This is a genomic window from Nocardioides sp. CCNWLW216, assembly GCF_037120545.1.
Classification (GTDB): domain Bacteria; phylum Actinomycetota; class Actinomycetes; order Propionibacteriales; family Nocardioidaceae; genus Nocardioides; species Nocardioides lianchengensis.
The window spans coordinates 180422-205202 of record NZ_JBBBBJ010000003.1 but is presented as its reverse complement, the minus strand read 5'-3'; the positions used below and the strand labels follow the sequence as shown (position 1 = coordinate 205202).

Below are 24781 nucleotides of genomic sequence, written 5' to 3'. Positions count from 1 at the left end.
ATGAGCAGGGTCCTCCACCCGCGGTTCGCCGTACGACGGGGCGCGGCGCGCGCGACCACCTGGTGGGGCAAGGCCTGGGTGCGCGCGGTGGAGGAGGCGGCGTACGCCCAGGAGGACCTGGCCGGCGCGCGCCGGCTGGCGCGCAGCGGTCGGGTCGGGCAGGTCACCGTGGAGGAGGGCGGCTACTACGCGGCCGTCGAGGACGAGGACGGCGTCTTCACGGTGGCCGGCGTGCTGCCCGTGCTCGACGCCGACGGCCGCACCGCCCTGGTCGAGGTGGTCGCGGCGGAGGCGGGCCGCATCGCCGCGCTGATGTCCGGCGAGCTGCCCCACCTGCTGGTCGAGCACGCCGACGAGGCCGGCGTCGAGCTGCTCCCGTACGGCGGGGAACTCGGTTCGGCCTGCACCTGCGACGCCTGGGCCGACCCGTGCCGGCACGCGCTGGCCGTGCTCTACCAGCTGGCCTGGCTGGTCGAGGCCGATCCGTTCGTGCTGCTGCACCTGCGCGGCCTGGCCCGCGACGACCTGCTGGCCCGCCTGCACGAGCGGGAGCAGGCCGCCCCCGCCGCGCAGGACGCCGACCTCGAGTCCGCGCTCGACGCGGCGCTGCGCGCGGCCCGGCTGCTGGAGCTGATGACCGACCCGGACAGCCGGCTCGACCACCTGCTGTGACCGCTCAGCGGTAGTCGTAGAGCGGGCAGCCGGCGGCCGTGATCCGGTTCCAGGTCGCGGCGTCGAGGATCCCGGTCTCCAGCAGCCGGGACTCCTGCTGGGCGGCGGAGATCCGGGCCGCCATCACCTCGCCGTACTTGCCCCGCACCCGGTTCCTCCCGGTCAGCCGGACCTCCGCGTCCGGGCGCAGCTCGGCGTCGATGGTGATGAGCATGTCCTGCAGCTCGCCGATCCAGACCTCGTTGCGGGGGGCGACCGCCGCTGGAGTGCGCTTCTGCAGGACCGGCGCCTCTGTCGCGGGGACCTCGCACAGGCACATCGCCCGCTCGTCGATGCCGTCGACCAGGAAGGTCACGTTGTCGCGCCGGTGGATCGACTTCTTCAGCCGGTCCAGGCACAGGTCGGTGGCGTCACCGGGCCGGTAGACCACCCAGTCGAAGGTGTCGTCGGTCGAGGACGGGGTCCAGCGGGTGGCGCACGAGCGGCTGGTCTCCAGGTAGCGGAGGTCCTCGTGCGGGGTGTTCACGACCTCGTTGCGCAGCGCGGCGGCGTTGTCGCCGAAGCCGACGACCATCACCGGCTCGCCGGTGCAGCCGAGGTCGACCTTCGGGATGCCGAGCCCGAGCGGGTCGGCGTACGACGTCGCGCCGCCGTCCCCACCGCCGTCGTCTCCCAGCAGCGCCGCTGCCGCGCCGCCGCCGGCCCCGAGGACGACCGCGAGGAGCAGGGCGACCAGTCGGGTCCGCATCAGCGGACCCCGAGCGCGCCCAGCGCCATCCGCACCAGCAGCTCGTGCATCGGCTCGTCGGGCAGCAGTCGGCTGTGCGGGGTGGAGTTGATCAGCCCGAAGGCCGCGTGCGCCGTGGCTCGGGCCCGGTCGAGCCCGAGGTCGGGCGAGACCCGGCGCAGCTGCTCGGCCCAGAGGTCGACGTAGGTGCGCTGGAGGGTGCGGACCTGCTCGCGGGCGTCGTCGGGCAGCGACTCCCAGTCGCGGTTGTGGACGACGATCAGCGCGCGGTGGTTCAGGGCGAAGTCGGTGTGCCACTCCACCAGCGCCCGGACGGCGGTGGCCGGCGTCGAGGCGTCCGCGACCCGCTCCTGCCCGCCGGCGAGCAGCTCCTCGCTGATCGAGACCAGCATCGCCGCGAGCACGGCGTCCTTGGACGCGAAGTGCTTGTAGAGCGCCGGCCCGGAGATGCCGCAGGCCGCGCCGAGGTCGGCGACCGAGACGCCGTGGAAGCCGCGGGCGGCGAAGAGCTCGGCCGCGGTGGCGAGGATCTGCTCGCGCCGGGTGGGGGTCCCGGCGGCGCTCGTCATGGGGTCAGGCTATCGGCGCTGCCGGTGGATACCGTGGTCACGTGCTCAGGATCGCGGTCGCGGTGCTGGTGGCCGCCGGGGTCCTCGTCCCGGTCCCGGCCGCCGGCGGGGAGCTGCCGCGCTTGCCGCGGTCAACGGTGAGCCACCGGGTGGAGACCCCGAGCCCGCGGGTCGGTCAGCGGGTCGTCGTGACCGGCCGGGTCCGGCCCGCCGCCCGTCGTCCGGTGCTGCTCCAGCGCCTGGTCGGGAAGCGCTGGGTCCGGGTCGCGACCGACCGCACGGACCGCCGCGGGCGCTACCGTCTGAGCGTGATGCCCAGCGCCGCGGGCCCGCTCCGCCTCCGGGTCCGGGTGCCCGCCGCCCGGGGCCGTCGGGCCACCGGCTCGCCGGTGATCCGGGTCCGGGTCCGGGTCGGCGCGGTCGCCTGCCGCCGCGGACCCGGTCCGGTCGACCCGGCCGCGGACGCCGCCGCCGTCGCGCTGGTCCGCACCCTCGACGACTGGCGCTGCGCCGGTCGGACCGCCCTCGGTCAGCAGGTCAACATCAGCAACGACGCCTGGGCGGACCTGCTCGACGTCGCCCCGGCCCGGTTCCGGGTGGTCGGGTTCGACCTCACCGAGCTGGCCGACGCCCTCGCGCTCGGCAAGGCCGAGCGGCTCGACCGGCTGGTCGACCTGGCCCGGGCCGGCCACGTGCTCACGGCCTCCTGGCATGCGCGCAACCCGTGGACCGGCGGCGACTGGAACGACCGGAGCGGCGCCGACCTCGGCGCGCTCCTCACCCGCCGGAGCGGCGGCGACGCGGCGGCGTACGACGCCTTCTGGGCCACCTGGGACCAGCACCTCGGCACCCTCGCCCAGCTGGGGGCGGCCGGCGTACCGGTCGTCGTCCGGCCGCTGCACGAGGCGGGCGGCGGCTGGTTCTGGTGGGGGCACCCCGACCCGGCCGAGTACCGCGCCCTCTTCACCCGGCTCCAGCAGCGCGCCGCCGCGCGCGGCGTCCACAACCTGCTCTGGGCGTACGCCGCCGCGCCCCGGACCTGGAGCGGCGTGCACGACCCGGTCGCGCTGGTGCCCGCGCGGGTCGACCTCGGCGGCACCGACAGCTACGACGACACCGCCGACGGCCGTCCGGCGGTGCTCGACCTCTCCAGCTACGCCGCCGTGGCCGCCCGGGTGCCGCGGATGGCCCTGACCGAGGTCGGGCCGCAGCACAGCGATGGCTCGTGGGACCCGCGGGTGGTCACCGACACCCTGCGCCGGACCCGCACCCCGGCGCTCTGGGCGATGTTCTGGTTCGACGACGCGCAGGGGAGGAAGGCGGTGCGCTCGCTGCACGGCGGCCGGACCTGGCTGGCCTCGCGCCCCGGCGGCCTCTGTCCTGGCGTGGTTGGTTAATGATCGCTAACCTGGCGTCGTGGCGAACATGAGGGAGCTGGTCGAGGAGCTGCGCGAGCGGCTGGCGGTGGCCCGGCAGGGCGGCAGCGAGGCGGCCCGGACCAAGCACACCGACCGGGGCAAGCTGCTGGTGCGCGACCGGGTCGACCGGCTGCTCGATCCCGGCAGCCCGTTCCTGGAGCTCTCGCCCCTCGCCGCCTACGACATGTACGGCGGGGGCGTGGCCGCGGCGAGCATCGTGACCGGGATCGGCCGGGTCCACGGCCGCGAGGTCGTGGTGATCGCCAACGACGCGACGGTGAAGGGCGGCACCTACTACCCGCTGACGGTCAAGAAGCACCTGCGCGCCCAGGCGGTCGCCGCCGAGAACCACCTGCCGTGCATCGCGCTCGTCGACTCCGGCGGCGCGTTCCTGCCGATGCAGGACGAGGTCTTCCCCGACCGCGAGCACTTCGGCCGGATCTTCTTCAACCAGGCCCAGATGTCGGCCCGCGGCATCCCGCAGATCGCCTCGGTGATGGGCTCGTGCACCGCCGGCGGCGCCTACGTCCCGGCCATGTCCGACGAGACCGTGATCGTCCGCGACCAGGGCACGATCTTCCTCGGCGGCCCGCCGCTGGTGAAGGCCGCGACCGGCGAGGTGGTCACCGCCGAGGAGCTCGGCGGCGGCCTGGTGCACGCGACCAGGTCCGGCGTCGTCGACCACCTGGCCGACGACGACGCGCATGCGCTGGCCATCGTCCGCGGCATCGTCGACACCCTGCGCCCGACGCCCGCGCCGCCCTGGGAGGTGCGCCCGGTCGAGGAGCCGCTGGAGGACCCGGCGTCGATCTACGACGTGGTGCCCGCCGAGGTGCGCACGCCGTACGACGTCCGCGAGGTGATCCGCCGCATCGTCGACGGCTCGCGCTTCCAGGAGTTCAAGAAGCTGTACGGCGAGACGCTGGTGACCGGCTTCGCCCACGTCTGGGGTCACCCGGTCGGGATCGTCGCCAACAACGGGATCCTGTTCAGCGAGTCGGCGCTCAAGGGCGCGCACTTCATCGAGCTGTGCAACCAGCGCGGCATCCCGCTGGTCTTCCTGCAGAACATCTCCGGCTTCATGGTCGGCCGGGAGTACGAGAACGGCGGCATCGCCCGCGACGGCGCCAAGCTGGTCACCGCGGTCGCCTGCTCGGTCGTCCCCAAGCTCACCGTGGTCATCGGCGGCTCGTTCGGCGCCGGCAACTACGGCATGTGCGGGCGGGCCTACGACCCGCGGTTCCTCTGGACCTGGCCGAACGCCCGGATCTCGGTGATGGGCGGGGAGCAGGCGGCCTCGGTGCTGGCCACCGTCGCCGGGCGCCCCGACGACGAGGACTTCGAGGCCCCGATCCGGGAGCAGTACGAGACACAGGGCTCGCCTTACTACGCGACCGCGCGGCTCTGGGACGACGGGATCATCGACCCCGCCGACACCCGCCGGGTGCTCGGCATGGGCCTCGCGGCCGCGGCCCACGCGCCGGTGCCGACCGCCTCCTACGGCGTCTTCAGGATGTAAGCCCACCCATGACGTTCTTCACTCCCCCGCTTCGCTCCTCCGTGAACAACGCCACGGGGACCCCGACCCTGCCGCTGGAGGTGCTTTCGTGAAGTCGGTGTTCATCGCCAACCGCGGCGAGATCGCGGTCCGCATCGCCCGCACCTGCGCGCGTCTGGGCATCGCCTCGACGGTCGCGACGGGCGACTACCTCGACGTCGAGGCACAGGTCGCGCAGGCGCTGGCCGCCGGAGCCGACGCCGTGCACCCCGGCTACGGCTTCCTGTCCGAGAACGCCGGCTTCGCCCGGGCCGTGATCGACGCCGGACTGGCCTGGGTCGGGCCGCCGCCGTCGGCGATGGAGGCGATGGCCCGCAAGGACGTCGCCCGCGAGGTCGCCGTCGCGGCGGGGGTGCCCGTCGTCCCCACCGACGCCGGGGCTTTCGGTGATCGAGTAGCCCGCGAGGAACGAGCGGGCGTATCGAGATTTCCCGTCCTGGTCAAGGCCGCCGCCGGTGGCGGCGGCAAGGGCATGCGCGTGGTCCGCTCGGCCGCCGAGCTGGACGAGGCCGTCGCGGCAGCCAAGCGGGAGGCGCTGGCCGCCTTCGGCGACGACACCATGCTCGTCGAGACGTACGTCGAGCGCGGTCGCCACGTCGAGGTCCAGGTCATGGCCGACGCCCACGGCACCGTGCTGCACCTGCACGAGCGGGACTGCTCGACCCAGCGGCGGCACCAGAAGGTCCTCGAGGAGGCGCCGGCCCCGACCATCTCCTCCGAGGTCCGCGCCCTGGTGCTCTCGTCCGCGGTGGCCCTGGCCCGCGAGGTCGGGTACGTCGGCGCCGGCACCGTCGAGTTCCTGGTCGACGAGGCGACGGGGGCGGCGTACTTCCTCGAGATGAACACGCGGCTGCAGGTCGAGCACCCGGTCACCGAGGCGATCACCGGCCTCGACCTGGTCGAGCTGCAGCTGCGCGTGGCCGCAGGTGAGTCACTCGGACTCACCCAGGACGACGTGCGCTGCGACGGACACGCGATCGAGGCCCGGATCTACGCCGAGGACGCCTTCGGAGGGTTCCTGCCCCAGGCCGGCACCACCTCGATCGTGCGCTGGCCGGAGGGCGTCCGGGTCGACCACGACCTGGCGTCCGAGCAGGTCGTCAGCACGTCGTACGACCCGATGCTCGGCAAGGTCGTCGTCCACGGTCCCGACCGCGAGGCGGCCCGGGCCGCCCTGGTCGACGCGCTCGACCGGACCGCGATCCTCGGCCTGACCACCAACACCGGCTTCCTGCGCGCGCTGGCCGCCTCCGACGCGTTCCGCGACGCGACGATCGACACCGCCTGGCTCGACCGGCACACCGTCCCCGAGCCCGACGCCGACCTGCCGCGGGCCTTCGTCGCCTGGGCCAGCGCGATGCTGACGGCGTACGGCGACGCCGGGCACCCGTTCCAGCCCGACGGGTTCCGGCTCGGCGGACCGGCCGCCGCGACCGTCGTACCGCTGGACCGGGAGGTGCTGGTCGACCGCGGCGCCGGCACCGTCGACGGCGTCCCGGTCCGACAGATCTCCGCCGCCGACCACGTGCTGACCCTGTCGGTGGCCGGGGACGAGGTCTCGATGGTGGTGAACGTGCAGGCCGACGGGACCGCGGAGGCGTCGTACCTCGGTCAGCGCTTCGCCTTCGAGCGCCCCGACCCGCTCGCCGACCACGGCCCCGCCGCCGGCGACGGCTCCGTCACCGCCCCCATGCCCGGCACCGTCCTGGCGGTGGGCGTCGCGGTCGGGGACGTCGTCGCCGCGGGCGACCCGCTCGGCATCCTGGAGGCCATGAAGATGGAGCTCACCCTCCGCGCGCCCTTCGCCGGCACGGTCGCGAGCGTCGACGCCGCCGTCGGCCGGCAGGTCGCCCTCGGCGCCCGGTTGTTCCACGTGGAACCGGAGGCCGCGTCGTGAGACCGGCCGCGCCGACCCCCGGAGCCCCCCGATGACCCCCGGCCTGCCCATGGTCGTGCCGGAGCCGGGACTGCCGGAGCGGGTGACGATCTACGAGGTCGGGCCGCGGGACGGGCTGCAGAACGAGCAGGCGCTGGTGCCGGTGGCGGTCAAGGCCGAGCTGGTGCAGCGGCTGGTGGCGGCCGGGCTGCCGGTGGTGGAGGCGACCAGCTTCGTGCACCCGCGCTGGGTGCCCCAGCTCGCCGACGCCGAGGAGCTGATGACGATCCTGGGGGAGGCCGGCCGGAGGCACCCGGTGCTGGTGCCCAACGAGCGCGGCCTGGACCGGGCCCTGGCCCTCGGCCTCCAGCACGTCGCGATCTTCGGCTCGGCGACCGAGACGTTCGCCCAGAAGAACCTCAACCGCACCCTCGAGACCCAGCTGGCCATGTTCGAGCCGACCGTACGGCGGGCCCGCGACGCCGGGATGGACGTGCGGGCCTACGTCAGCATGTGCTTCGGCGACCCGTGGGAGGGTCCGGTCGACCCGCAGCAGGTGGTCGACGTGGGCCGGCGGCTGCTGGACCTCGGCGCGAGCCAGCTCAGCCTGGGCGACACCATCGGGGTCGGGACGGCCGGTCAGGTGACGGCCCTCGTGCAGGCCTTCCGTGACGCCGGGGTCGACGAGGGGCGGCTGGCGATGCACTTCCACGACACCTACGGCCAGGCGCTCACCAACACCCACGCGGCGCTGCGCGCGGGGATCACCACCTTCGACGCGAGCGCCGGCGGGCTGGGCGGCTGCCCGTACGCGAAGAGCGCCACCGGCAACCTGGCCACCGAGGACCTGGTGTGGATGCTCACCGGTCTCGGCATCGAGCACGGCGTCGACCTGGGGGCCCTGGTGGCGACCAGCACCTGGCTGGCCGGGGAGCTCGGCCGGCCGAGCCCGTCGGCGGTGGTGCGCGCCCTGGCGTAGGCCACAATCAGGCTATGGCCGACGTCGTCTACCTCCACCTGGGCCTGCCCAAGACGGGCACGACCTACCTGCAGGACCGGCTGGCCCTCAACCGGACGACCCTCGCCCGGCACGGCGTCCGTTACCCCGTCGGCCCGCACGACGACATGTTCCGGCCCGCGCTCGACCTGGTCGAGCGGCGCTGGGCCGGGGTCGGGAACGACGTGGGCGGCGAGTGGGACGCGCTCGTACGACGGGTCCGGCGGGCCAAGGGGACCGTCGTGATCAGCCACGAGATCCTGGCCGGCGCGGACCGCGACCAGGTCGAGCGGGCGGTCACCTCGCTCGCCCCGGCCGAGCTCCACCTCGTCCTCACCGCCCGCGACATCGCCCGGCAGGTGCCGGCCGAGTGGCAGGAGCGGCTCAAGCACCAGGACGTGTCGTCGTACCGCCGGTTCGCGCGCCGGGTGCGCAAGAACCCGCGCTCGGACACCGCGAAGTCGTTCTGGCAGGTCCAGGACCTGACCCGGGTCCTGGAGCGGTGGAGCCGGCAGCTGACCCCCGACCGCGTCCACGTCGTCACCGTGCCGCCGCCCGGTGGGGCGCCGAGCGAGCTGTGGCACCGGTTCTGCCGGGCGATCGCCGTCGACCCCGCCTGGGCGCCGCTCGACAGCGTGCGCCGCAACCCGTCGATCGGGGCGGCCGAGAGCGTGATGCTGCGCCGGCTGAACACCCGGCTGCGCGCCGAGGGCCTGGGGTACGACGGCTACGCCGAGCTGGTCCGACAGCTGATCGTGCACGACACGCTCGCGGTGGCCGAGAACCCGCGGAAGGTGACCCTCCCGCCGGACGCCTACGACTGGGCCGACGAGGTCGCGGACCGCTGGCACGACTGGCTGGTCGGGTCGGGGGTCGACGTGGTCGGCGACCTCGCCGACCTGCGCCCGGTCCGCCCCGACCCGGACGCGCCCTGGCACGATCCCGACCGGCCGGGCCAGCGGGCGGTGGCCCACGCCACCATGGACGCGCTGGTGGCGGTCATCATGGAGGCCGACCGGCGCCCGGGGCCCGACGATCAGCTGGTGGCCCGGGTCGGCAAGGTCGCCCGCAGGCTGCGTGACCGATGAGCGGCGAGCGACGGGCCTGGGGCTGGCACGCCCACCTGCGTGCGGGCGGGACCACGCCCTGGGTCGGATGGGAGGGCGAGGCGGACCCCGTGGGCCGCTTCCTGCCCGGCGCCCAGCAGCTGGAGCTGCTGCGCCGCCTCCACCTCAGCGGTACGACGACCTCCGCGCTGACCGAGCGGGTGCTCGCGGCCGGGGCCCCGGGGCGCGGCCGTCCCGACCTGGAGCTGGTCGGCGCGGCCCGCGACCGACGGTTCGGGCCGCGACCGGTCGATCCCGCCGCGCTGCCCGACGACGAGCTGGTGCGGGTCGCCTCGGGGCTGCTCGCCGAGGACCTGGCCGGTGAGGACCTGCCCGACCCCGGGCCGGCCGCGCCCGCGCGCCGGTCGTGGCTGCGGCGCGGCCCCGGGCCGGTCCACTACCGGCTGGTCGGCGACCCCTGGCCGGCCACCCGGGCCCGCGAGCAGCTGGTCGCGCAGGGCCGTCCGCCCGGCGGGCGCGACGAGCGGGTGGTGGTCGTGGGCGGCGACCTGGCCGGCATGCTGGTCGACCTGTGGCTCGCTCGGTGCTTCTCGTCCGGCACCGCGTCCTGGCCCGAGTGGCTGGACGCGGCCACGGGTCGTCGTACGCCTCCTCGGCGGGCCGACCTGGCCCGGGTCGCCCGCTACTGGCGCGGCGAGGTCGGGGACGACCGGCTCCGCGTCGTGCTCGACCCGGCGGCGCTGCCCGGGCTGCTCGACGCCCCCGGGCTGACGCCTCCGCCGCCGGTCTCGGCCGCCGCCGGCGAGCTGGCCCGGCGGGTCGGGGAGGTGCTCGGCGTGCTGGTCGAGCGGCCGGTGCGCGTGCGGCTGCTCCGCGAGCACCTCCTGCCGCGGCTGACCGGGAGCGGCGGCCCGCCGCTGGTGGTCCCGGAGTCCCGGCACGCGTGGGTGCGGCAGCAGGCCGAGCGGCTGCACCGGACCCTGGGCGAGGAGGGCTACCCGGTCGTCGGGGACCTCGACGTCCTGCTGCGACCGCCCGGGGACGGCGTCGACGCGCCGCGCGACGGCGACGTCCTCGATCTGGCCCTGCGGCTGCTGCACGAGAACGCGACCGGAGGAGTCGGATGAGCGCGCGCGTCCTGCTGCACGTCGGCACCCCCAAGACCGGCACGTCGTACCTCCAGGACGTGCTGTTCCTCAACCGCCCGCTCCTCGCCGAGCACGGCATCCTCTACCCCGCCGAGCGCTTCGACGAGCACTTCCTGGCTGCGCTCGACCTGATGCGGCTGGCCTGGGGCGGCCTGGAGTCCGAGGCCGTCGGCGCCTGGGACCGGCTCGCTGCGGCCGTGCGCGCGCACGACGGCACCGCGATCATCAGCCACGAGATCCTGGCGACCGCCTCCCGCGCGCAGGCGGCCCGCGCCCTCGAGTCGCTCGGCCACGGCTCCGGCGCCGAGGTGCACCTGGTGCTCTCGGTGCGCGACCTGGCCCGGCAGATCCCGGCCGAGTGGCAGGAGAACGTCAAGCACCGCAGCCGGCTGAGCTACGCGAGCTTCCTGGACCAGATCCGCGACCCCGCGCGCGAGGGCCGGATCGCCACCTGGTTCTGGGGGGTCCAGGAGCTCCCCGACATCCTCGACCGCTGGGGCTTCGACCTGCCGCCGGAGCAGGTGCACCTGGTCACCGTGCCGGCGCCGGGCGGACCGCGGCACCTGCTCTGGGAGCGGTTCAGCCGGGCCTTCGGCCTCGACGACGTCCCGCTCGACCTCGACCACGCGGGCCGGGTGAACCCGTCGCTCGGCGCCGCGGAGACCGCGCTCGTGCGCCGCATCAACCGTCGGACGGACGGCGTCGTCGACTCGGCGCTCTACCGGCCGCTGGTCCGCGAGCTGCTCGCCCACCAGACGCTGTCGCGCCGTACCGACACGCCGCGCCTGGCCCTGCCGCCCGCCGTGCACCCGTGGGTCGAGGAGGTCACCCAGGTGTGGATCGACGAGATCCGCGCCCAGGGGTACGACGTCGTCGGCGACCTCGACGACCTGCGCGCGCCGCCGCCGCCGGCCACGTTCGCCGACCCCGACCGGCCGGTGCCGCGGCAGGTCGCGAGCGCCTCGCTCGACGCGATCGAGGCGCTGCTGCTGGAGAACGCCCGGATCCGCAAGGCCGAGATGCGGCTGCAGCGCGAGGTCGAGGACCTGCGCGGCGAGCTCGACCGGGCCCACCTGGACCCGACGTACCGGTGGCAGGAGCGGGTCGTGGCGCGGCTGCAGTCCGGGGCGACCGGCCAGCGCCTGCTGGGGGTCTACCGCCGGGCGCGGGGCAGGAGCTCGGAGGAGGCGTAGCGGCCGATCTTCCAGGTCGCGTAGCCGTCGGCGCCCAGGCCGACCAGCCCGCCGACGACCGGCACCCGCCGGCCGACGGTCACGGCCAGCCGCTTGCCGGCGACCCGGGCCACCATCTCGGTGCCGACCTCGGTGCTGATCCGCCGGTCGAGCTCGGGGTCGTGCTGCGGCGCGGTGGCCAGCGCCATCGGCGGTGCCGGCAGCTTGCGCTTCTTGACCAGCTTGTCGACGCTCTCGCGGCCGAGCAGGCAGGCCAGGATCGCGTTGCGGACCCGCGGGTCGTCGAGGTCGTGGCCGCGCAGGTGGGCGATCCCGGCGACCATCCGGCACTGGACGAGCGCCAGGCCGGTGACGTTCGTGGGGATGGTGAGCGCGGCGGTCACGACGCCGCCGATGTTCGTGACGAAGCCCTGCGCGCCGGCGTACCGGACGTGGTTCTCGATCACCTCGTGGATCGCCTTGTCGACGTCACCCTTCTGCTCGCGCAGCTGGGCGTCGGCAGCCTTCGACGCCGCCGGCAGCGGGCCGACGCCGGCGATGGCGCGGTGCAGCGCCTCGCGGACGAACGACGAGGTCAGCCCGGGCGCCATCGCGATCGCGCGCGGGGCCAGCTGGCGGGCGACGCCGCTGGTGACCTTGCCCTTGGTGCCCATGGCCAGATCGTACGGAGCACGTCCTAGTGCCGTGCGTCGGAAGTCGTCGACCGGTCGGCGTGCTCGGAGTGCGCGAAGCGCCCCAGGACTCTCGACGCACGGCACTAGGGTCGAGGCGTGCCGATCGAGCCGCCTGCGACGCCCTGGGTCCTGCCCGACCCGGCGCTCGCCGACGACGGGGATCTCGACGACCTGGTCGCGATCGGGGCCGACCTGGAGCCGGGGACCCTGCTGGCGGCGTACCGCTCGGGGCTGTTCCCGATGCCCGGCGCCCGCCGCGGCGACCCGACGTACTGGTTCAGCCCCGTCGACCGCGGCGTGCTGCCCCTCGACGGCCTGCGGGTGTCGCGCTCGCTGCGCCGCTCGGTGCGCGAGTACGACGTCCGGGTCGACACCGCCTTCGACGAGGTCGTCGCCGCCTGCGCGGACCCGCGGCGGCCGCAGGGCTGGATCGACCGCGACATCCGCCGCGCCTACGGCCGCCTGCACGACCTGGGCTGGGCGCACTCGGTCGAGACCTGGCAGGACGGGCGCCTGGTCGGCGGCCTGTACGGCGTCGCGATCGGCGGTCTGTTCGCGGGCGAGTCGATGTTCCACCGCGCGACCGACGCCTCCAAGGTGGCCCTGGTCGGGCTGGTCGAGCTGCTCCGCGACGAGCACGCCGACCGGCGGGTGCTCGACGTGCAGTGGCAGACCCCGCACCTGGCCTCGCTGGGGGTCGTCGAGGTGCCGCGGGCGTCGTACCTGGAGCTGTTGCGGGCGTCACTCACCGTTCCGCTGCCGGGGGTGTTCGCCGGGCACTAGCCTCCCGCCGTGGACCGCCTCCTCGTCGCAGCTGTCGCCACGGCCGCGCTCACCACCGTCGCCGCCGTCGCCGGGGTCGTGTGGCTGGTGCTCGGTTGCGCCGACACGGACGACGAGCCCTCGCCCTCGGTCCTTGTCGGGACGAAGGAGGAGTTCTGCGCAGCGTTCCTGAACCCGTTCCCGCTGATGGACGACATGGCGACGGGTGCTGCCGACTTCGCCGACAACCAGGTCGAGTACGCCGACCGGATGGCGGCCGCCGGCCTGCCCCGGGACGTCGATGCGGAGGTGCGACGCGGGCTGACGGTCTACGCCGAGAAGAACCGGTCGATCCCGTCAGGGGCGCTGGACGCCGACCTCTCGGCGCTCGACGACCTGCCGCAGCTCAGCGAGTCCGAGGACGCGGCCTACCACGCCTTCGACGACTGGGCCCGCGCCACCTGCGGTGCGCCGTACTGAGGACGGCTCAGACGACCTGCGGGTCCTGCCCGGTCTCGCTGACCATCGGCCGGCCCGCGCCGGCCCAGTCGAGCATCCCGCCGTCGAGGTTGACGACGTCCATGCCCTGCTGGGCGAGGTAGCCGACCGCCTGGCCCGAGCGGCCGCCGACCTTGCAGACCACCAGCACCTGGCCGACCGGGATCTCGTCGAGCCGCTGCGGGAGGTCCATCAGCGGGATGTGCACCGCGCCGTCGATGTGGCCGTGCTCCCACTCGACGTCCTCGCGCACGTCGAGGACCGCGAGGCCCTCCGGGAGCGGGTCCGGGACGCCGTCGATCGACACGCTGGGGATCATGGGACCACCGTACGACGGCTACTTCAGCAACCGGCTCATCCGCCGGTCGGCGAGCGGCTTGCCGCCGGTCTGGCAGGTCGGGCAGTACTGCAGGGAGGAGTCGGCGAAGGAGACCTCGCGGACGATGTCGCCGCAGACCGGGCAGGGCCGGCCGGTCTGGCCGTGCACGGCGAGGTTGGTCTTCTTCTCCTTCTTCAGCTCGCTGGCGGCGAGCCCGCGCGAGCGCTCGACGGCGTCGCCGACGGTGGTGCGCAGCGCGTCGTAGAGCGTCTGGAGGTCGTCGCCCTCGATGCTGCTCGCCGGCTTGTAGGGGGACATCCGAGCCGCGTGCAGGATCTCGTCGGAGTAGGCGTTGCCGATGCCGGCGATGGTGCCCTGGTGGCGCAGCACGCCCTTGACCTGCTTGCGGCCCTCGCGCTGAAGGATCGCGCCGAGGACGTCGACGGTGAAGTCGTCGGTCAGCGGGTCGGGGCCGAGGCTGGCGATGCCGGGGACGTCCTGGGGGTCGCGGACGACGTACATGGCCAGGCTCTTGCGGGTGCCGGCCTCGGTGATGTCGAGGCCGGACTGGTCGTCGAGGACCACCCGGACCGCCAGCGTCGACTTGGTGCTCGGCTTCGGCGGGATGGTCGGGACCTCGTCGCGCCACCGCACCCAGCCGGCCCGGGCGAGGTGGAGGACCAAATGGACGCCGGAGGCCTCGAGGTCGAGGAACTTGCCGTGCCGGGTCACGTCGTCGACCAGCGTCCCCTCGACCGCCGACAGCGGCGGGTCGAAGGTCTTCAGCGCGCTGAACTGGGCCACGTGCACCTTCGTGATCGCGCGACCGTCCAGCCGGCTCCTCAGGTCGAGGGCCAGCGCCTCCACCTCGGGCAGCTCGGGCACCCTGTGAGTCTAGGAGGAAGCACTGACAACCGGGGCCGGTCCGGAGCATGATGGGGCATGGCCGCCGCCCGTCCGCTCCCGCCACTGGGGTCGATCTACCTCGACGCCCGCGGTGCGGAGCGCGCGCTGCGGGTCTCCTGGCACCACGAGTCCGGCCTGGTCGTGCTGTCGCTGTGGCGCGACAACGTCTGCGCCGGGTCGTTCCGCCTGGCCGTCGACGAGGTGCCCGACCTGATCGACATGCTGCGCGCCGGTCTGGACCTCGCCTACGACGCCGCGGTCGGCGACCGCGACGACCCGGCCGACACGGCGCCGGTCTACGAAATTTCCTAGACACCCCGATACGGTCCTCGCGTGGACCCGATCCGGAACCCGTACGCCCCCGGCGCCGGTCAGCGTCCGCCCGAGCTGGCCGGTCGCGACGACCAGCTGCGGGCCTTCGACGTCGTCCTCGAGCGGGTCTCGCGCGGCCGGCCGGAGCGCTCGCTGGTCCTGACCGGGCTGCGCGGCGTCGGCAAGACCGTGCTGCTGAACGCGCTGCGCTCGGCCGCCGTACGACGGGGCTGGGGGACCGGCAAGCTGGAGGCGCGCCCGGACCAGTCGCTGCGCCGGCCGCTGTCCTCCGCGCTGCACCAGGCGGTCCGCGAGCTCGGCCACCCCTCGACCGACGAGGCCGACCACGTGCTCGGGGTGATCCGGTCCTTCGCGCAGCGCGAGGCCGGGCCGGACGCCAAGCTGCGGGACCGGTGGAGCCCCGGCATCGACGTACCTCCGGTGCGCGGGCGCGCCGACTCCGGCGACGTCGAGATCGACCTGGTCGAGCTGCTGACCGACGTCGGCGGGCTCGCCTCCGACACCGGCCGCGGGATCGCGGTCTTCGTCGACGAGATGCAGGACCTCGGCGCCGACGACGTCTCCGCCCTCTGCGCCGCCTGCCACGAGCTGTCGCAGAACGGGCTGCCGGTCATCGTCGTCGGCGCCGGGCTGCCGCACCTGCCGGCGGTGCTGTCGGCGAGCAAGTCCTACTCCGAGCGGCTCTTCTCCTACCAGCGCATCGACCGGCTCTCCCGCGAGGAGTCGGACCGGGCGCTGTCGTCACCGGCCGCCGAGGAGGACGCGGCGTACGCCGACGCCGCCCTGGCCGCCCTCTACGACGCCACCAGCGGCTACCCCTACTTCATCCAGGCCTACGGCAAGGCCGCCTGGGACGTCGCCCCCCGCAGCCCGATCACGGCGTCCGACATCGCCGTGGCCGCGCCCGAGGCGGAGCGCGAGCTGGCCGTCGGCTTCTTCGGCTCCCGCTACGAGCGGGCGACCCCGGGCGAGCGCGAGTACCTCCGCGCGATGGCCGACGCCGCCGGCCCCGACTCCGACGCGGTCGGCTCGGTCGGCACCGCCGAGGTCGCCGCCGTGCTCGGCAAGAAGCCGCAGTCGCTCTCGCCCGCCCGCGACTCGCTGCTGAAGAAGGGGCTGATCTACTCCGGTGAGCGGGGCCGGATCGCGTTCACGGTGCCGCACTTCGGGCGGTACCTGCGCGAGCAGGGGTAGGTCAGCGGCGCCGCAGCAGTCGGCGCAGCAGTCCCGGCCGGGCGGGAGCCGGATCGGCCGGCCGCGCGTCCGCCGCGGCGATCGCCTCGGTCCCGACGACGATCCCGTCGGTGCCGTTCGCCCGGACCGGGGCGTGGAACGTGCCGTCGCCGTCGAGGCGCACCGCCTGGACGTTGCGCCACAGGTCCTCGCCGAACGGCTTGCTCATGCCGGGAACCTACGCCGTCGATCGGGCCGGCGTCGACGGTGCGCCGCGGTCGGCCGCGGGGGTTCCTGGCCTTTCCGGGACGTTCCCGGGGATCGCGTTGGCCGGGAACGTCCTACTTACCCGGTGATCAGGGGAAGTAGGACACCCGACGCCCTCACCCCCAGAACCCCGCGTGGTGCACGGCCGCCTCGTCGGCGATGAGCGGCCCGACCACCTCGACCGGCGTACGACGAGAGCCGGCGGCGAGCACGTCGCGGCAGGGGAGGGCCAGGGTGGGGTTGTCGGGGTGGGCGCCGGTGATCTCGCGCAGGTCGGCCTCGGACATCGCGAAGACCAGCCGGCCGATGCCGGCCCAGTAGAGCGCGCCGGTGCACATCGCGCAGGGCTCGCAGCTGGTGTAGAGCGAGGCCGCGGCCAGGTCGGCCGGCGCGAGGGTCCGCGAGGCCAGGCGGACGAGGTTGGTCTCGGCGTGGCCGGTGACGTCGCGCTCGGTGACGACGGTGTTCTCCGCGGTCAGCAGCACCTCGCCGGACGGCGAGGCCAGCAGCGCGCCGAAGGGGTGGTTGCCGTGGGCCACGGCGTCGGCCGAGATCGCGATGGCGTGTCGGAGCAGTCCGGTGTCGTCCATGCCGCCATCCTCGCGGAATGATGGGCGCCATGAGGCCGCAGGTCGTCGCTCATCGGGGCGCCAGCCACGACAACGCCGAGCACACCCTGGGCGCGTACGTCGCCGCCCTGGACGCGGGGGCCGAGGGCCTGGAGTGCGACGTCCGGCTGACCGCCGACGGGCACCTCGTCTGCGTGCACGACCGCAGCCTCCGCCGTACGGCGAGCCACCGCGGCACCGTCTCCACGATGGAGCTCGCCGAGCTGGCCGAGCTCGACTTCGCGTCCTGGAAGAACCCCTGGGCCGACCTCGACGACGAGGCACCCGAGCGCGACGCCGAGCACGACAAGGTGCTCACGCTGCGCAAGCTCCTCGAGGTGGTCGCCGACTACGACCGGCGGGTCGAGATCGCCATCGAGACCAAGCACCCGACCCGGTACGGCGGCCTCGTCGAGAAGCGGGTCGTCGAGCTGCTGCGCGACTTCGGCTGGGACGGCCCCGGCACGCCGGCGCGGGTGATGAGCTTCTCCTACACCGCGCTGCAGCGGGTCGAGCGGCTGGCGCCCGACATCCCCCTGGTCATGCTGATCGACCGGGTCGAGTTCTGGCCGATGCTGCGACGGGTGATCGGCGACGACTGGATCGTCGGGCCGGGCATCGACGAGCTGACCGAGCACCCGCGGTTCGGGCAGCGGATCACCCGCAGCGGCCACGACATGCACGTGTGGACGGTCAACACGCCCACGCAGCTGGAGCTGTGCCGCGAGCTCGGCGTGAAGGCCGTCATCAGCGACCGCCCGGCGTACCTCCTCGAGCTGCTCGACAACTAGAGTCCGGCCTCATGGCCAAGAAGTCCCGCACCAAGAACCGCGACGCCGCCCCCCTCGCCGAGGGCGAGGTCGGCCCGCGCCAGCCCTGCCCGTGCGGGTCGGGCAAGCGCTACAAGGCCTGCCACGGCGCGCCCGGCGGCGCCGGTACGGCGTACGTCAGCCGCCCGTTCGAGGGCCTGCCGTCCGAGCCGGACCTGGTCGCCCTGCGCGAGCTGGTGCCCGCCGCGACCGCGCCGCTGACCCTGAAGGACGGCGACCGCAAGGTGCTGCTCGCGTCGCTGCTGCCGATGGCCGCGCCGGCGATGGTGCGCGACAGCGGCGAGGTGTGGCTGGGGCTGCAGGTGCAGCACGCCTTCGGCGACCCGTCCCGCGACCTGGCCGCCGTGCTGACGGCCGCGCTGGAGCAGGCCGAGCGTGGCGAGTCCGGCATCGTCGGGCTCACCAGCGACCCCGGCCCCGGCCCGCGGCTGCAGGACCTGGTCGAGGGCGGCGAGCTCGACATCACCGTGCACGAGGGCTTCGAGTACTGGGTCGCCGACGTCGAGGACCAGACCGGCATGGAGGCCGCGCTCGAGCAGGCCAACGGCTCGGTGCACCCGACCGCCAAGCTGACGTCGGTGCCGGCGGCGTACTGGACCAACGTCGGCACCAAGGAGCACCTGCGCTGGGTGATGCCTGAGCCCGAGAACGACCTGCTCGACGCGCTGTCGCGGCTGCACGCCGCCGGCGCCGACGTGCTGGTGCCGGACTCCCGCCTGGTCGGCATGTTCCGCGCCCACGGCCTGCTCTGCCCGGTCTGGGACCTCCCCGTCGGCACCGGCCCGGAGGCCCTCGAGGAGCCCGCCGAGAAGTTCGCGACAGCGCTCGCCGAGGCGTTGGCCGACACCTCCGACCTGACCCCCGAGCAGCGCTCCGCCCGCAGCGGGCTCGCCAACCGCCAGGTCACCATCCGCTGATCGCCGCCGGTTGAGGTGCGAGCGAAGCGAGCCTCGCTCCCGAGCACCTCAACCGGCGTGGCGCCGCAGCACGAACGGCTGCAGCTTGGCGTACCCCTTCACCGGCGTCCGCCGCAGGTGCCGGAAGACGTACGACGGGTCGCCGTCGAGGGTGTCGTGCGTGCCGCGGTCGACCAGCACCGTGCCGGGCCGGGCGACGGAGGTGAGCCGGGCGGCGATGTTGACGGTCTCGCCGAAGACGTCGCCGAGCCGCGAGACGACGTCGCCGTACGCGACCCCGGCCCGGACCTCCGGGAAGTCGTCGGCCGGGTCGGCGCCGCGCGCGGTCATGGTCAGCGCGATCTCGGCCGCGTCCGCGGCCGAGTCGGCGACCAGCAGGACCTCGTCGCCGATGTTCTTGATGATCCGCCCGCCGTGGTCGGCGACGACGCCGGTGGCGGCGTCCTCGAAGCCCTCGATCCAGCCGACCAGCTCGGCCTCGCTGAGCGCCTTGCTGCGGGAGGTGTAGCCGACGATGTCGACGAAGCAGACCGCGAGCGGGGCGGCGGGGGAGCCGACCGACTCCACCGCGAGGGTGCGCGAGGCGGCCGAGGCGAGGTGGCGGCGCCAGACGTAGGACTGCAGCGACTCGACCCGCGGCAGCACCTGCTCGGCCAGCGAGGTCAGCTGGGCGACCGGGTCGTCGGCCTCCATGGCGACGTCGGTGAGCAGCGTGGTCTGCCACTCCGCGAGCCGCGCGTAGCTGCGCCCCCACGTCCGCACCAGCGCCGCCTGCCGCTCCGGGCTGAGGATGCCGAGCTCCATCAGGTCGTGGCTGAGCCGGAGCGCCTCGACGTCGGCGGCCGTGAACGCGACGTCGTCGTCGGCCGCGTTCGGGAAGCCCATCAGCCGCCACAGCTGCTCCGCCACCACCAGCGGTACGCCGGCCTCCGCGGCCACCTCGACGCGGGTCAGGGAGGGGCGCGAGCCGAGGAGGTACTCCTCGACCGTCTCGAGCGCCCCCGAGAGGTCGGGCTGGTCGCTCACCCGAGCCGCGACTCCGCCACCCGGTCCAGGGTGGCCCGGAAGGTCGGCATCTCGTCGCAGAGCTCTCGCACCGACTCGGCGGTCAGGTGGATCAGCTCGAGCGGGGTGAGGGCCACGATGGTGGCGTTGCGCAGCTTCCGGTTCAGGATCGCCGCCTCGCCGACGATGTCGCCGGGCCCGAGCTGGGCCACCTCCGCACCGTCGCGGCGGACCGAGACGGTGCCGCCGAGGACGACGTACGCCTTGTCGGCGGGGGTGTTCTCGCCGATCGGCGACCAGCCCTGCGGGAGGGTCAGGTGGGTGCCGGCGGCGCTGATCCGTGCGACCTCCTGCGGGCTGAACGCGTCGAAGAACGATTCCGTCATGACCGCATGGTTCCCCGACTGAACCACCCGCACAACAGGCCGCGTCTACCGGACGTGATGATCGACTCCGTGGCCGGCGACGCGAGGACGGGCTCCTATGAGGAGTTCGTCGCCGCCCGCTCGGCGACCCTGTTCCGGACGGCGTACCTGCTCACCGGCAGCCGTGCCGACGCCGAGGACCTGCTGCAGGTCGCGCTCGTGAAGGTGTACGCCGCGTGGCGCCGCGTCTCCCGGGCCACCTCGCCCGAGGCCTACGCGCGGCGCACCCTGGTCAACGCCTTCGTGTCCTCGCGGCGGCCCGCGCGGTTCACCCGCGAGCGGCTGGTGCACAGCCCGCCCGACGCCGCCGTCCACGACCCGGACCCCGACGACCGGCTCGCCCTCTGGCCGCTGGTCAGCGCGCTGCCGCCGCGGCAGCGCGCGGTGGTGGTGCTCCGCTACTACGAGGGGCTCAGCGAGCGCGAGATCGCCGAGGAGCTCCGGATCGCCCCCGGCACCGTGAAGTCCACCTGCTCGGCCGCCCTGCGGTCGCTGCGCGAGACGATGGGAGAGCAGGCATGAACGACCTCGAGCAGCGCCTGGCCCGCGAGCTGGGCTCGCTCGCCACCGACCTGGACGCCCCGCACGTCGACACCCGGGGCCTGGTCGCCGCCGGTCGTCGCGAGCGGGTACGACGCCGCTCGGTCGTCGCCGGCCTGGCCGCCGCGGCCGTGGCGGTCGTGGCCGTGCTCGGGCAGACCGGGCTGGCGGGCGGCCACGACCGGGCGGTCGACCCGGCTCCGGCGCCGACGCTGGACGCCCTGGCCCGGCCCCTGGAGCTCCCGTGGTGGGGTTCCGACGACGGACAGCTGCATCTCGGCGACGCGCAGGTCGCCGTCGACGCGGCCGCGATCCTGCACACCGGTCGGACCACGCTGGTCCGGACCGATCCAGGAGCCTGGGTGCGTGTCGACCGGGGTGGTCCCAACCCCCTGGGGGACGGCCCGGTCAGCGGGACGCCCGTCATCGGCGCGGACGGGACGGTGGCCTGGGTCGAGGGTGATCCCGAGACGGACTGGTCGGTCGTGGTCAGCTCGGCCACCGGCGGGTCGGCGCTGTCGCTGCCGCCGGAGGCGGAGGGTTCGGCGGCCGTCGGCGTGCTGCCCGACGGCCGGGTGGTGCTCCGCAGCGCGGACGCCACCGAGCTCTCGACCTGGGACCCGGACGAGCAGACGATCCGGCCGGTTTCCGGCCTGAGCGCCGAAGCGCAGGTCGGTCTCGTCGGTCCGCGGCCGGGTGGCCTGGTCGCACCGCGTCCCGGGACGCTCGTGGTGGGCGAGGTCGACCACCGCAACCGGTTCCGAGCGCTCTGGGAGACCGACGGCGACGGCTCCGGAGCGTGGTCCGGCGACGGCGAGCAGTACGCCGAGGCCGCTGCCGGTGGGATCCGGATCGCGACCCGGGCTGGAGCGACCGTCGTCCCCCTGGAGCAGGGCGACCTGCGAGTCGTCGGCTGGGAGAGCGACAGCGAGGTGGTGGTGGCGCAGTACCTCGCGGAGGACGAGGCCGTCACTGGCATCTGGCGCTGCTCGGTGGTCGAGCTCCGCTGCGCGCTCGTGGAGCCGTCGCAGCCCGGCACCGACGCCTTCGTCCCGGGCGGTCGGGTCCTGCTCCCCGGCCTCTGATCAGGCCGGCAGCGGCTCCCGCGCGACCGGGCAGCTCATGCAGCGCGGCCCGCCGCGGCCGGAGCCGAGCTCGGAGCCGGCGATCCGGACCACCTCGATGCCGGCGTCCTCGAGCCGGGCGTTGGTCTCGTCGTTGCGCTCGTAGGCGACGGCGACCCGGGGGGCGAGGGCCAGGGTGTTGTTGCCGTCGTCCCACTGCTCGCGCTCGGCGGTGACCGGGTCCAGGCCGGTGTCGATCTGGTGCAGGGTGTCGATCTGCATGGCCTTGGCCGCGGCGACCAGGAACGGCTCGGCGTCGGCCACCCGCAGCGTCAGCTCGGCGTCGGACTCGGCACCCTCGGCGAGCGTCACGGCGTACGCCGTCAGCGAGTCGGCGACGTTGGGGTACATCACGATCTTGTCGACGTCGACCATCGTGCAGACCGTGTCGAGGTGCATGGTGGCGCGCTCCTGCGCGATGGGGACGGCGAGGACCGTGTGGGCCAGGTCGGCGTGGAAGACCTGGCGGGCCAGGCGCTCGACCCCGGCCGGGGTGGTCCGCTCGCCGACGCCGACCGCGATCACGCCGTCGCCGAGCAGGAGGACGTCGCCGCCCTCGACGTACTCGCTGTGCCAGCCGTGGATCTTGCGGGTGCCGCGGAAGCGGGGGTGCTCGGTGTAGATCAGCTCGGTCAGCTGGGTCTCGCGCTTGCGGGCCGGCATCGACAGCGAGGTGATCGCCACCCGGTCCTGCACCCACACGCTGGAGTCGCGGGTGAAGAGCAGGTTGGGCAGCGGGTCGACCAGGAAGTCGTGCGGGTCGAGCAGCGAGGTGACCAGGCCGAAGCCGCCGCGCACCTCGTCGTTGCGGATGCCCGCGGTGAGGTAGTCGGTCAGCTCGGCCGGCGACGCCTCGCGCAGGAAGCGGGCGAGGTAGCCGCGCATCGTGTCGCCGAGGTGCAGGCCCGAGAGGGCGGAGGTGATCGCGTGGTTGCGCGCGACCTCGCTCTCCAGGGTCTCGGTGAGCAGCTCGGTGAGGTAGAGGACCTCGACGTCGCGGTCGCGCAGGGCCTGCGCGAAGGCGTCGTGCTCCTCCTGCGCGCGGGCCACCCACGGGATGCCGTCGAAGAGGAGCTTGTCGTTGTTGCGGGGCGTCAGCCGCTTCAGCTCGTTGCCGGGACGGTGCAGCATCACCGTCTGGAGTCGGCCGACCTCGCTGCTCGCGCCGTGCTCGGCACCCGTGGACGTCATGGGAGGAGCGTAGTGCCTCCGGCGGGATTGTCAGACAATCCGTCCGTCGTACGTCGCCCGCACCTCGGCGAGCACGTCGCCCACCGACCGCCCGAGTGCGGCTGCGGCCCGCGCGACGTCGTCGTACTCCGGCTGGGCGTTGACCACCCGGCCCTCCAGCCGGGCCACCTTCACGGACACCACCTGGCCACCCACGACGACGTCCACCGAGGAGCGGTCGAGGGCGTGCTTGGCGACGTCGTACGAGCGCAGCCCGATCGTGGTCGTCTCCCGGAAGACCACGTCGCGGACGACGTCGGCCCGCTCCGGCGTGACCAGCACCGACAGGGTGTGGGCGGGCCGGCCCTTCTTCATCAGGATCGGCGTCAGCCAGGCGTCGGCGGCGCCGGCGGCCAGCAGCGCGTCCAGAACGCTCGGCCAGAGCCGGGGGTCGAGGTCGTCGACGTTGGCCTCCAGGACGAGCTCCGTGCCGGCCGAGGCAGGTGAGGACGCGCCCACCAGCAGCCGCAGCACGTTGGCGTGCCCCTCCGGGTCGCGCCCGCCCGCGCCGACGCCCACGGACGAGGTGGTCAGCAACGGTTGCGGGCCCCACGCGGTGGCCAGGGTCGCGAGCAGCGCGGCGCCGGTGGGGGTGCAGGACTCGAACGGGGCCGGCCCGGCGTACGACGGCACGCCGCGCAGCAGCTCGACGACCGCGGGCGGCGGGACCGGCAGCGTGCCGTGCGCGGCCCGGACCGTCCCCGACCCGACCGCGACCGGCGACACGGTCACCGCGGTCGCGTCGAGGTGGTCGAAGCCCGCGCAGACCCCGACCACGTCGGCGATCGCGTCGAGGGCGCCGACCTCGTGGAAGTGCACCTCGTCGGGGGTGGTCCCGTGCACGGCGGCCTCGGCGACGGCCAGCCGCTCGAACGCGGCCAGCGCCCGCTCGTGGCCGCCGATCAGCGCGCGCACGTCGCGCCAGGTGCGGTGGTGGTGGGACTCGGTGCCCTCCACGTGCACCCGGGTGGCCGCCAACCCGCTCCGGGTCACCGCCTCGACCCGCAGCGCGATCGGCTCGGGAGCCACGTCGTCGACGGCGGCCTGGAGGACGTCCAGCGGGACACCCGCCCCCACCAGGGCGCCGAGCAGCATGTCGCCGCTGGCCCCCGAGGAGGCGTCGATCCAGACGGTGCGGCTCATCGCACGGACTGCCGCGCGACCCGGGCGGCGAAGACGCCCGCGCCGTACCCGTTGTCGATGTTGACGACCGTGACGCCCGGCGCGCAGGAGTTGAGCATCCCGAGCAGCGCGGACAGGCCGCCGAAGGAGGCGCCGTACCCGACGCTCGTCGGTACGGCGACCAGCGGCACCCCGGTCAGCCCGCCGACCACCGACGGCAGCGCGCCCTCCATGCCGGCGACGACCACCAGGCAGTCGGCCTCCGCGAGCCGGTCCCGCACGGCCAGCAGCCGGTGCAGCCCGGCCACGCCGACGTCGTCGATCCGGTCGACCTCGCCGCCGTGCACCCGGATGGTCAGGGCCGCCTCGGCGGCGACCGGGGCGTCGGAGGTGCCGGCGCTGACGACCGCGACCGTGCCGGTCGGGGCGGGGATCGGGCCCAGGGTGACGGCCCGCGCGACGGGGTCGAGGACCGCGTCGGGGAGGTCGCGGGCGACGACCGCGAGCGCTTCGGGGGAGAGCCGGGTGGCCAGGACGGCCCGGTCGGGGTGCCGCTCGTGCAGGGTCCGCAGGATCGCGACCACCTGGTCGGGCGTCTTGCCCTCGCCGTACACGACCTCGGGGTCGCCGGTGCGCGCCGCGCGGTCGACGTCGACCCGGGCGAAGCCGAGGTCGGCGATACGGGGATCTGGCTCGCTCACCCGGTGAATCTATCCGGCGTCCGGCTTCCGTCAGGAACGACGTCCGTCCCGTCAGGGATCCGTCAGGACGTCACCGGCGCCCGCGCGCACGGCGCAGCATC

The 24781-nt window shown here is 74.5% G+C and carries 28 protein-coding genes; 16 read left to right on the top strand and 12 right to left on the bottom strand.

Annotated elements, in window-relative coordinates; all coding sequences use genetic code 11:
• Positions 1 to 672, top strand: a complete 672-nt coding sequence (locus V7S47_RS08635; RefSeq protein ID WP_336561187.1) for an SWIM zinc finger family protein — start codon at positions 1 to 3, stop codon at positions 670 to 672.
• A 4-nt stretch (positions 673 to 676) separates the two neighbouring features.
• Here the strand turns inward: V7S47_RS08635 and V7S47_RS08630 are convergent, their stop codons facing one another.
• Together V7S47_RS08630 and V7S47_RS08625 are read right to left on the bottom strand one after the other, a co-directional pair.
• Entirely contained in the window at positions 677 to 1420 is a 744-nt protein-coding gene (locus V7S47_RS08630; RefSeq protein ID WP_336561186.1) for a peptidoglycan-binding domain-containing protein, read from the bottom strand.
• Positions 1420 to 1989, bottom strand: coding sequence for an SACE_7040 family transcriptional regulator (locus tag V7S47_RS08625; protein WP_336561185.1), 570 nt, complete (start codon positions 1987 to 1989; stop codon positions 1420 to 1422). Before V7S47_RS08625 ends, V7S47_RS08630 begins: the two co-directional genes overlap by 1 nt.
• Positions 1990 to 2030: 41 nt before the next feature.
• Here V7S47_RS08625 and V7S47_RS08620 point away from each other — a divergent pair, with 41 nt between their 5' ends.
• The 7 genes from V7S47_RS08620 (at position 2031) to V7S47_RS08590 (ending at position 11246) form a co-directional block, all read left to right on the top strand.
• Positions 2031 to 3386 (top strand): glycosyl hydrolase, encoded by a 1356-nt coding sequence (locus V7S47_RS08620; RefSeq protein WP_336561184.1) that lies wholly within the window; start codon positions 2031 to 2033, stop codon positions 3384 to 3386.
• Between the two features lie 28 nt (positions 3387 to 3414).
• Positions 3415 to 4926 (top strand): carboxyl transferase domain-containing protein, encoded by a 1512-nt coding sequence (locus V7S47_RS08615; protein ID WP_336561455.1) that lies wholly within the window; start codon positions 3415 to 3417, stop codon positions 4924 to 4926.
• Between the two features lie 88 nt (positions 4927 to 5014).
• On the top strand, positions 5015 to 6862 hold the full coding sequence (locus tag V7S47_RS08610; RefSeq protein ID WP_336561183.1) for an ATP-binding protein: 1848 nt from the start codon (positions 5015 to 5017) through the stop codon (positions 6860 to 6862).
• Between the two features lie 31 nt (positions 6863 to 6893).
• Positions 6894 to 7820: a hydroxymethylglutaryl-CoA lyase gene (locus V7S47_RS08605; protein ID WP_336561182.1), complete on the top strand. Its 927-nt coding sequence runs from the start codon at positions 6894 to 6896 to the stop codon at positions 7818 to 7820.
• A gap of 14 nt (positions 7821 to 7834) precedes the next feature.
• On the top strand, positions 7835 to 8926 hold the full coding sequence (locus V7S47_RS08600; RefSeq protein ID WP_336561181.1) for a hypothetical protein: 1092 nt from the start codon (positions 7835 to 7837) through the stop codon (positions 8924 to 8926).
• On the top strand, positions 8923 to 10032 hold the full coding sequence (locus V7S47_RS08595; RefSeq protein WP_336561180.1) for a hypothetical protein: 1110 nt from the start codon (positions 8923 to 8925) through the stop codon (positions 10030 to 10032). The genes V7S47_RS08600 and V7S47_RS08595 overlap by 4 nt, the downstream gene beginning before the upstream one ends.
• A complete protein-coding gene (locus V7S47_RS08590; protein WP_336561179.1) occupies positions 10029 to 11246 on the top strand; it encodes a hypothetical protein in 1218 nt (405 codons plus the stop codon). Before V7S47_RS08595 ends, V7S47_RS08590 begins: the two co-directional genes overlap by 4 nt.
• On the opposite strand, the gene V7S47_RS08585 is transcribed toward V7S47_RS08590, so the two are convergent.
• Positions 11207 to 11899, bottom strand: a complete 693-nt coding sequence (locus V7S47_RS08585) for an EcsC family protein (protein WP_090851961.1) — start codon at positions 11897 to 11899, stop codon at positions 11207 to 11209. The two genes, V7S47_RS08590 and V7S47_RS08585, sit on opposite strands and share 40 nt — an antisense overlap.
• A gap of 117 nt (positions 11900 to 12016) precedes the next feature.
• On the opposite strand from V7S47_RS08585, the gene aat reads away from it, so the two are divergent.
• Both aat and V7S47_RS08575 read left to right on the top strand, forming a co-directional pair.
• Positions 12017 to 12703, top strand: coding sequence for a leucyl/phenylalanyl-tRNA--protein transferase (gene aat, locus V7S47_RS08580; protein ID WP_090851964.1), 687 nt, complete (start codon positions 12017 to 12019; stop codon positions 12701 to 12703).
• A 9-nt stretch (positions 12704 to 12712) separates the two neighbouring features.
• Positions 12713 to 13162, top strand: a complete 450-nt coding sequence (locus V7S47_RS08575; RefSeq protein WP_336561178.1) for a hypothetical protein — start codon at positions 12713 to 12715, stop codon at positions 13160 to 13162.
• A gap of 7 nt (positions 13163 to 13169) precedes the next feature.
• On the opposite strand, the gene V7S47_RS08570 is transcribed toward V7S47_RS08575, so the two are convergent.
• Both V7S47_RS08570 and V7S47_RS08565 read right to left on the bottom strand, forming a co-directional pair.
• Entirely contained in the window at positions 13170 to 13499 is a 330-nt protein-coding gene (locus V7S47_RS08570) for a rhodanese-like domain-containing protein (RefSeq protein WP_336561177.1), read from the bottom strand.
• Positions 13500 to 13517: 18 nt separating this feature from the next.
• On the bottom strand, positions 13518 to 14384 hold the full coding sequence (locus V7S47_RS08565; RefSeq protein ID WP_336561176.1) for an Fpg/Nei family DNA glycosylase: 867 nt from the start codon (positions 14382 to 14384) through the stop codon (positions 13518 to 13520).
• A 57-nt stretch (positions 14385 to 14441) separates the two neighbouring features.
• On the opposite strand from V7S47_RS08565, the gene V7S47_RS08560 reads away from it, so the two are divergent.
• Positions 14442 to 14717: a hypothetical protein gene (locus tag V7S47_RS08560; RefSeq protein WP_336561175.1), complete on the top strand. Its 276-nt coding sequence runs from the start codon at positions 14442 to 14444 to the stop codon at positions 14715 to 14717.
• Positions 14718 to 14738: 21 nt separating this feature from the next.
• On the top strand, positions 14739 to 15932 hold the full coding sequence (locus V7S47_RS08555) for an ATP-binding protein (RefSeq protein ID WP_090851979.1): 1194 nt from the start codon (positions 14739 to 14741) through the stop codon (positions 15930 to 15932).
• 1 nt (position 15933) lies between these two features.
• Here V7S47_RS08555 and V7S47_RS08550 read toward each other — a convergent pair whose 3' ends face one another.
• Both V7S47_RS08550 and V7S47_RS08545 read right to left on the bottom strand, forming a co-directional pair.
• Positions 15934 to 16140 carry a hypothetical protein gene (locus tag V7S47_RS08550; protein ID WP_336561174.1) on the bottom strand — a complete coding sequence of 69 codons (207 nt, stop codon included), beginning with the start codon at positions 16138 to 16140 and terminating at the stop codon, positions 15934 to 15936.
• 154 nt (positions 16141 to 16294) lie between these two features.
• Complete coding sequence (locus V7S47_RS08545) at positions 16295 to 16768, bottom strand: nucleoside deaminase (RefSeq protein ID WP_336561173.1); 474 nt, start codon at positions 16766 to 16768, stop codon at positions 16295 to 16297.
• Between the two features lie 29 nt (positions 16769 to 16797).
• Between V7S47_RS08545 and V7S47_RS08540 the strand changes: the two genes are divergently transcribed.
• Positions 16798 to 17577 carry a glycerophosphodiester phosphodiesterase family protein gene (locus tag V7S47_RS08540; protein WP_336561172.1) on the top strand — a complete coding sequence of 260 codons (780 nt, stop codon included), beginning with the start codon at positions 16798 to 16800 and terminating at the stop codon, positions 17575 to 17577.
• 11 nt (positions 17578 to 17588) lie between these two features.
• A complete protein-coding gene (locus V7S47_RS08535; protein ID WP_336561171.1) occupies positions 17589 to 18533 on the top strand; it encodes a DUF5926 family protein in 945 nt (314 codons plus the stop codon).
• A 48-nt stretch (positions 18534 to 18581) separates the two neighbouring features.
• Here the strand turns inward: V7S47_RS08535 and V7S47_RS08530 are convergent, their stop codons facing one another.
• On the bottom strand, positions 18582 to 19559 hold the full coding sequence (locus V7S47_RS08530) for an adenylate/guanylate cyclase domain-containing protein (protein WP_336561170.1): 978 nt from the start codon (positions 19557 to 19559) through the stop codon (positions 18582 to 18584).
• Positions 19556 to 19924, bottom strand: coding sequence for a Crp/Fnr family transcriptional regulator (locus V7S47_RS08525; protein WP_336561169.1), 369 nt, complete (start codon positions 19922 to 19924; stop codon positions 19556 to 19558). Before V7S47_RS08525 ends, V7S47_RS08530 begins: the two co-directional genes overlap by 4 nt.
• A 57-nt stretch (positions 19925 to 19981) precedes the next feature.
• Between V7S47_RS08525 and V7S47_RS08520 the strand changes: the two genes are divergently transcribed.
• Positions 19982 to 20485 carry a SigE family RNA polymerase sigma factor gene (locus tag V7S47_RS08520; RefSeq protein WP_170866948.1) on the top strand — a complete coding sequence of 168 codons (504 nt, stop codon included), beginning with the start codon at positions 19982 to 19984 and terminating at the stop codon, positions 20483 to 20485.
• Positions 20482 to 21588, top strand: a complete 1107-nt coding sequence (locus V7S47_RS08515) for a hypothetical protein (protein ID WP_336561168.1) — start codon at positions 20482 to 20484, stop codon at positions 21586 to 21588. Before V7S47_RS08520 ends, V7S47_RS08515 begins: the two co-directional genes overlap by 4 nt.
• Here V7S47_RS08515 and V7S47_RS08510 read toward each other — a convergent pair whose 3' ends face one another.
• Genes V7S47_RS08510 through larB form a run of 3 tightly spaced genes read right to left on the bottom strand, consistent with a single transcriptional unit; the run spans position 21589 to position 24680 of the window.
• Positions 21589 to 22818, bottom strand: a complete 1230-nt coding sequence (locus tag V7S47_RS08510; RefSeq protein WP_090852011.1) for an arginine deiminase — start codon at positions 22816 to 22818, stop codon at positions 21589 to 21591.
• 30 nt (positions 22819 to 22848) lie between these two features.
• Positions 22849 to 24000 carry a nickel pincer cofactor biosynthesis protein LarC gene (gene larC, locus V7S47_RS08505; protein WP_336561167.1) on the bottom strand — a complete coding sequence of 384 codons (1152 nt, stop codon included), beginning with the start codon at positions 23998 to 24000 and terminating at the stop codon, positions 22849 to 22851.
• On the bottom strand, positions 23997 to 24680 hold the full coding sequence (gene larB, locus V7S47_RS08500) for a nickel pincer cofactor biosynthesis protein LarB (RefSeq protein WP_336561166.1): 684 nt from the start codon (positions 24678 to 24680) through the stop codon (positions 23997 to 23999). The genes larC and larB overlap by 4 nt, the downstream gene beginning before the upstream one ends.
• Positions 24681 to 24781: the final 101 nt, after the last annotated feature.

Excerpts from the sequence above, each read along its gene's own strand:
- V7S47_RS08635 (WP_336561187.1), top strand. The coding sequence starts at position 1 with ATGAGCAGGGTCCTCCACCCGCGGTTCGCCGTACGACGGGGCGCGGCG.
- V7S47_RS08630 (WP_336561186.1), bottom strand. The coding sequence starts at position 1,420 with ATGCGGACCCGACTGGTCGCCCTGCTCCTCGCGGTCGTCCTCGGGGCC.
- V7S47_RS08625 (WP_336561185.1), bottom strand. The coding sequence starts at position 1,989 with ATGACGAGCGCCGCCGGGACCCCCACCCGGCGCGAGCAGATCCTCGCC.
- V7S47_RS08615 (WP_336561455.1), top strand. The coding sequence starts at position 3,415 with ATGAGGGAGCTGGTCGAGGAGCTGCGCGAGCGGCTGGCGGTGGCCCGG.
- V7S47_RS08605 (WP_336561182.1), top strand. The coding sequence starts at position 6,894 with ATGACCCCCGGCCTGCCCATGGTCGTGCCGGAGCCGGGACTGCCGGAG.
- V7S47_RS08600 (WP_336561181.1), top strand. The coding sequence starts at position 7,835 with ATGGCCGACGTCGTCTACCTCCACCTGGGCCTGCCCAAGACGGGCACG.
- V7S47_RS08595 (WP_336561180.1), top strand. The coding sequence starts at position 8,923 with ATGAGCGGCGAGCGACGGGCCTGGGGCTGGCACGCCCACCTGCGTGCG.
- V7S47_RS08590 (WP_336561179.1), top strand. The coding sequence starts at position 10,029 with ATGAGCGCGCGCGTCCTGCTGCACGTCGGCACCCCCAAGACCGGCACG.
- V7S47_RS08585 (WP_090851961.1), bottom strand. The coding sequence starts at position 11,899 with ATGGGCACCAAGGGCAAGGTCACCAGCGGCGTCGCCCGCCAGCTGGCC.
- V7S47_RS08570 (WP_336561177.1), bottom strand. The coding sequence starts at position 13,499 with ATGATCCCCAGCGTGTCGATCGACGGCGTCCCGGACCCGCTCCCGGAG.
- V7S47_RS08560 (WP_336561175.1), top strand. The coding sequence starts at position 14,442 with ATGGCCGCCGCCCGTCCGCTCCCGCCACTGGGGTCGATCTACCTCGAC.
- V7S47_RS08550 (WP_336561174.1), bottom strand. The coding sequence starts at position 16,140 with ATGAGCAAGCCGTTCGGCGAGGACCTGTGGCGCAACGTCCAGGCGGTG.
- V7S47_RS08545 (WP_336561173.1), bottom strand. The coding sequence starts at position 16,768 with ATGGACGACACCGGACTGCTCCGACACGCCATCGCGATCTCGGCCGAC.
- V7S47_RS08540 (WP_336561172.1), top strand. The coding sequence starts at position 16,798 with ATGAGGCCGCAGGTCGTCGCTCATCGGGGCGCCAGCCACGACAACGCC.
- V7S47_RS08535 (WP_336561171.1), top strand. The coding sequence starts at position 17,589 with ATGGCCAAGAAGTCCCGCACCAAGAACCGCGACGCCGCCCCCCTCGCC.
- V7S47_RS08525 (WP_336561169.1), bottom strand. The coding sequence starts at position 19,924 with ATGACGGAATCGTTCTTCGACGCGTTCAGCCCGCAGGAGGTCGCACGG.
- V7S47_RS08520 (WP_170866948.1), top strand. The coding sequence starts at position 19,982 with ATGATCGACTCCGTGGCCGGCGACGCGAGGACGGGCTCCTATGAGGAG.
- V7S47_RS08515 (WP_336561168.1), top strand. The coding sequence starts at position 20,482 with ATGAACGACCTCGAGCAGCGCCTGGCCCGCGAGCTGGGCTCGCTCGCC.
- V7S47_RS08510 (WP_090852011.1), bottom strand. The coding sequence starts at position 22,818 with ATGACGTCCACGGGTGCCGAGCACGGCGCGAGCAGCGAGGTCGGCCGA.
- larC (WP_336561167.1), bottom strand. The coding sequence starts at position 24,000 with ATGAGCCGCACCGTCTGGATCGACGCCTCCTCGGGGGCCAGCGGCGAC.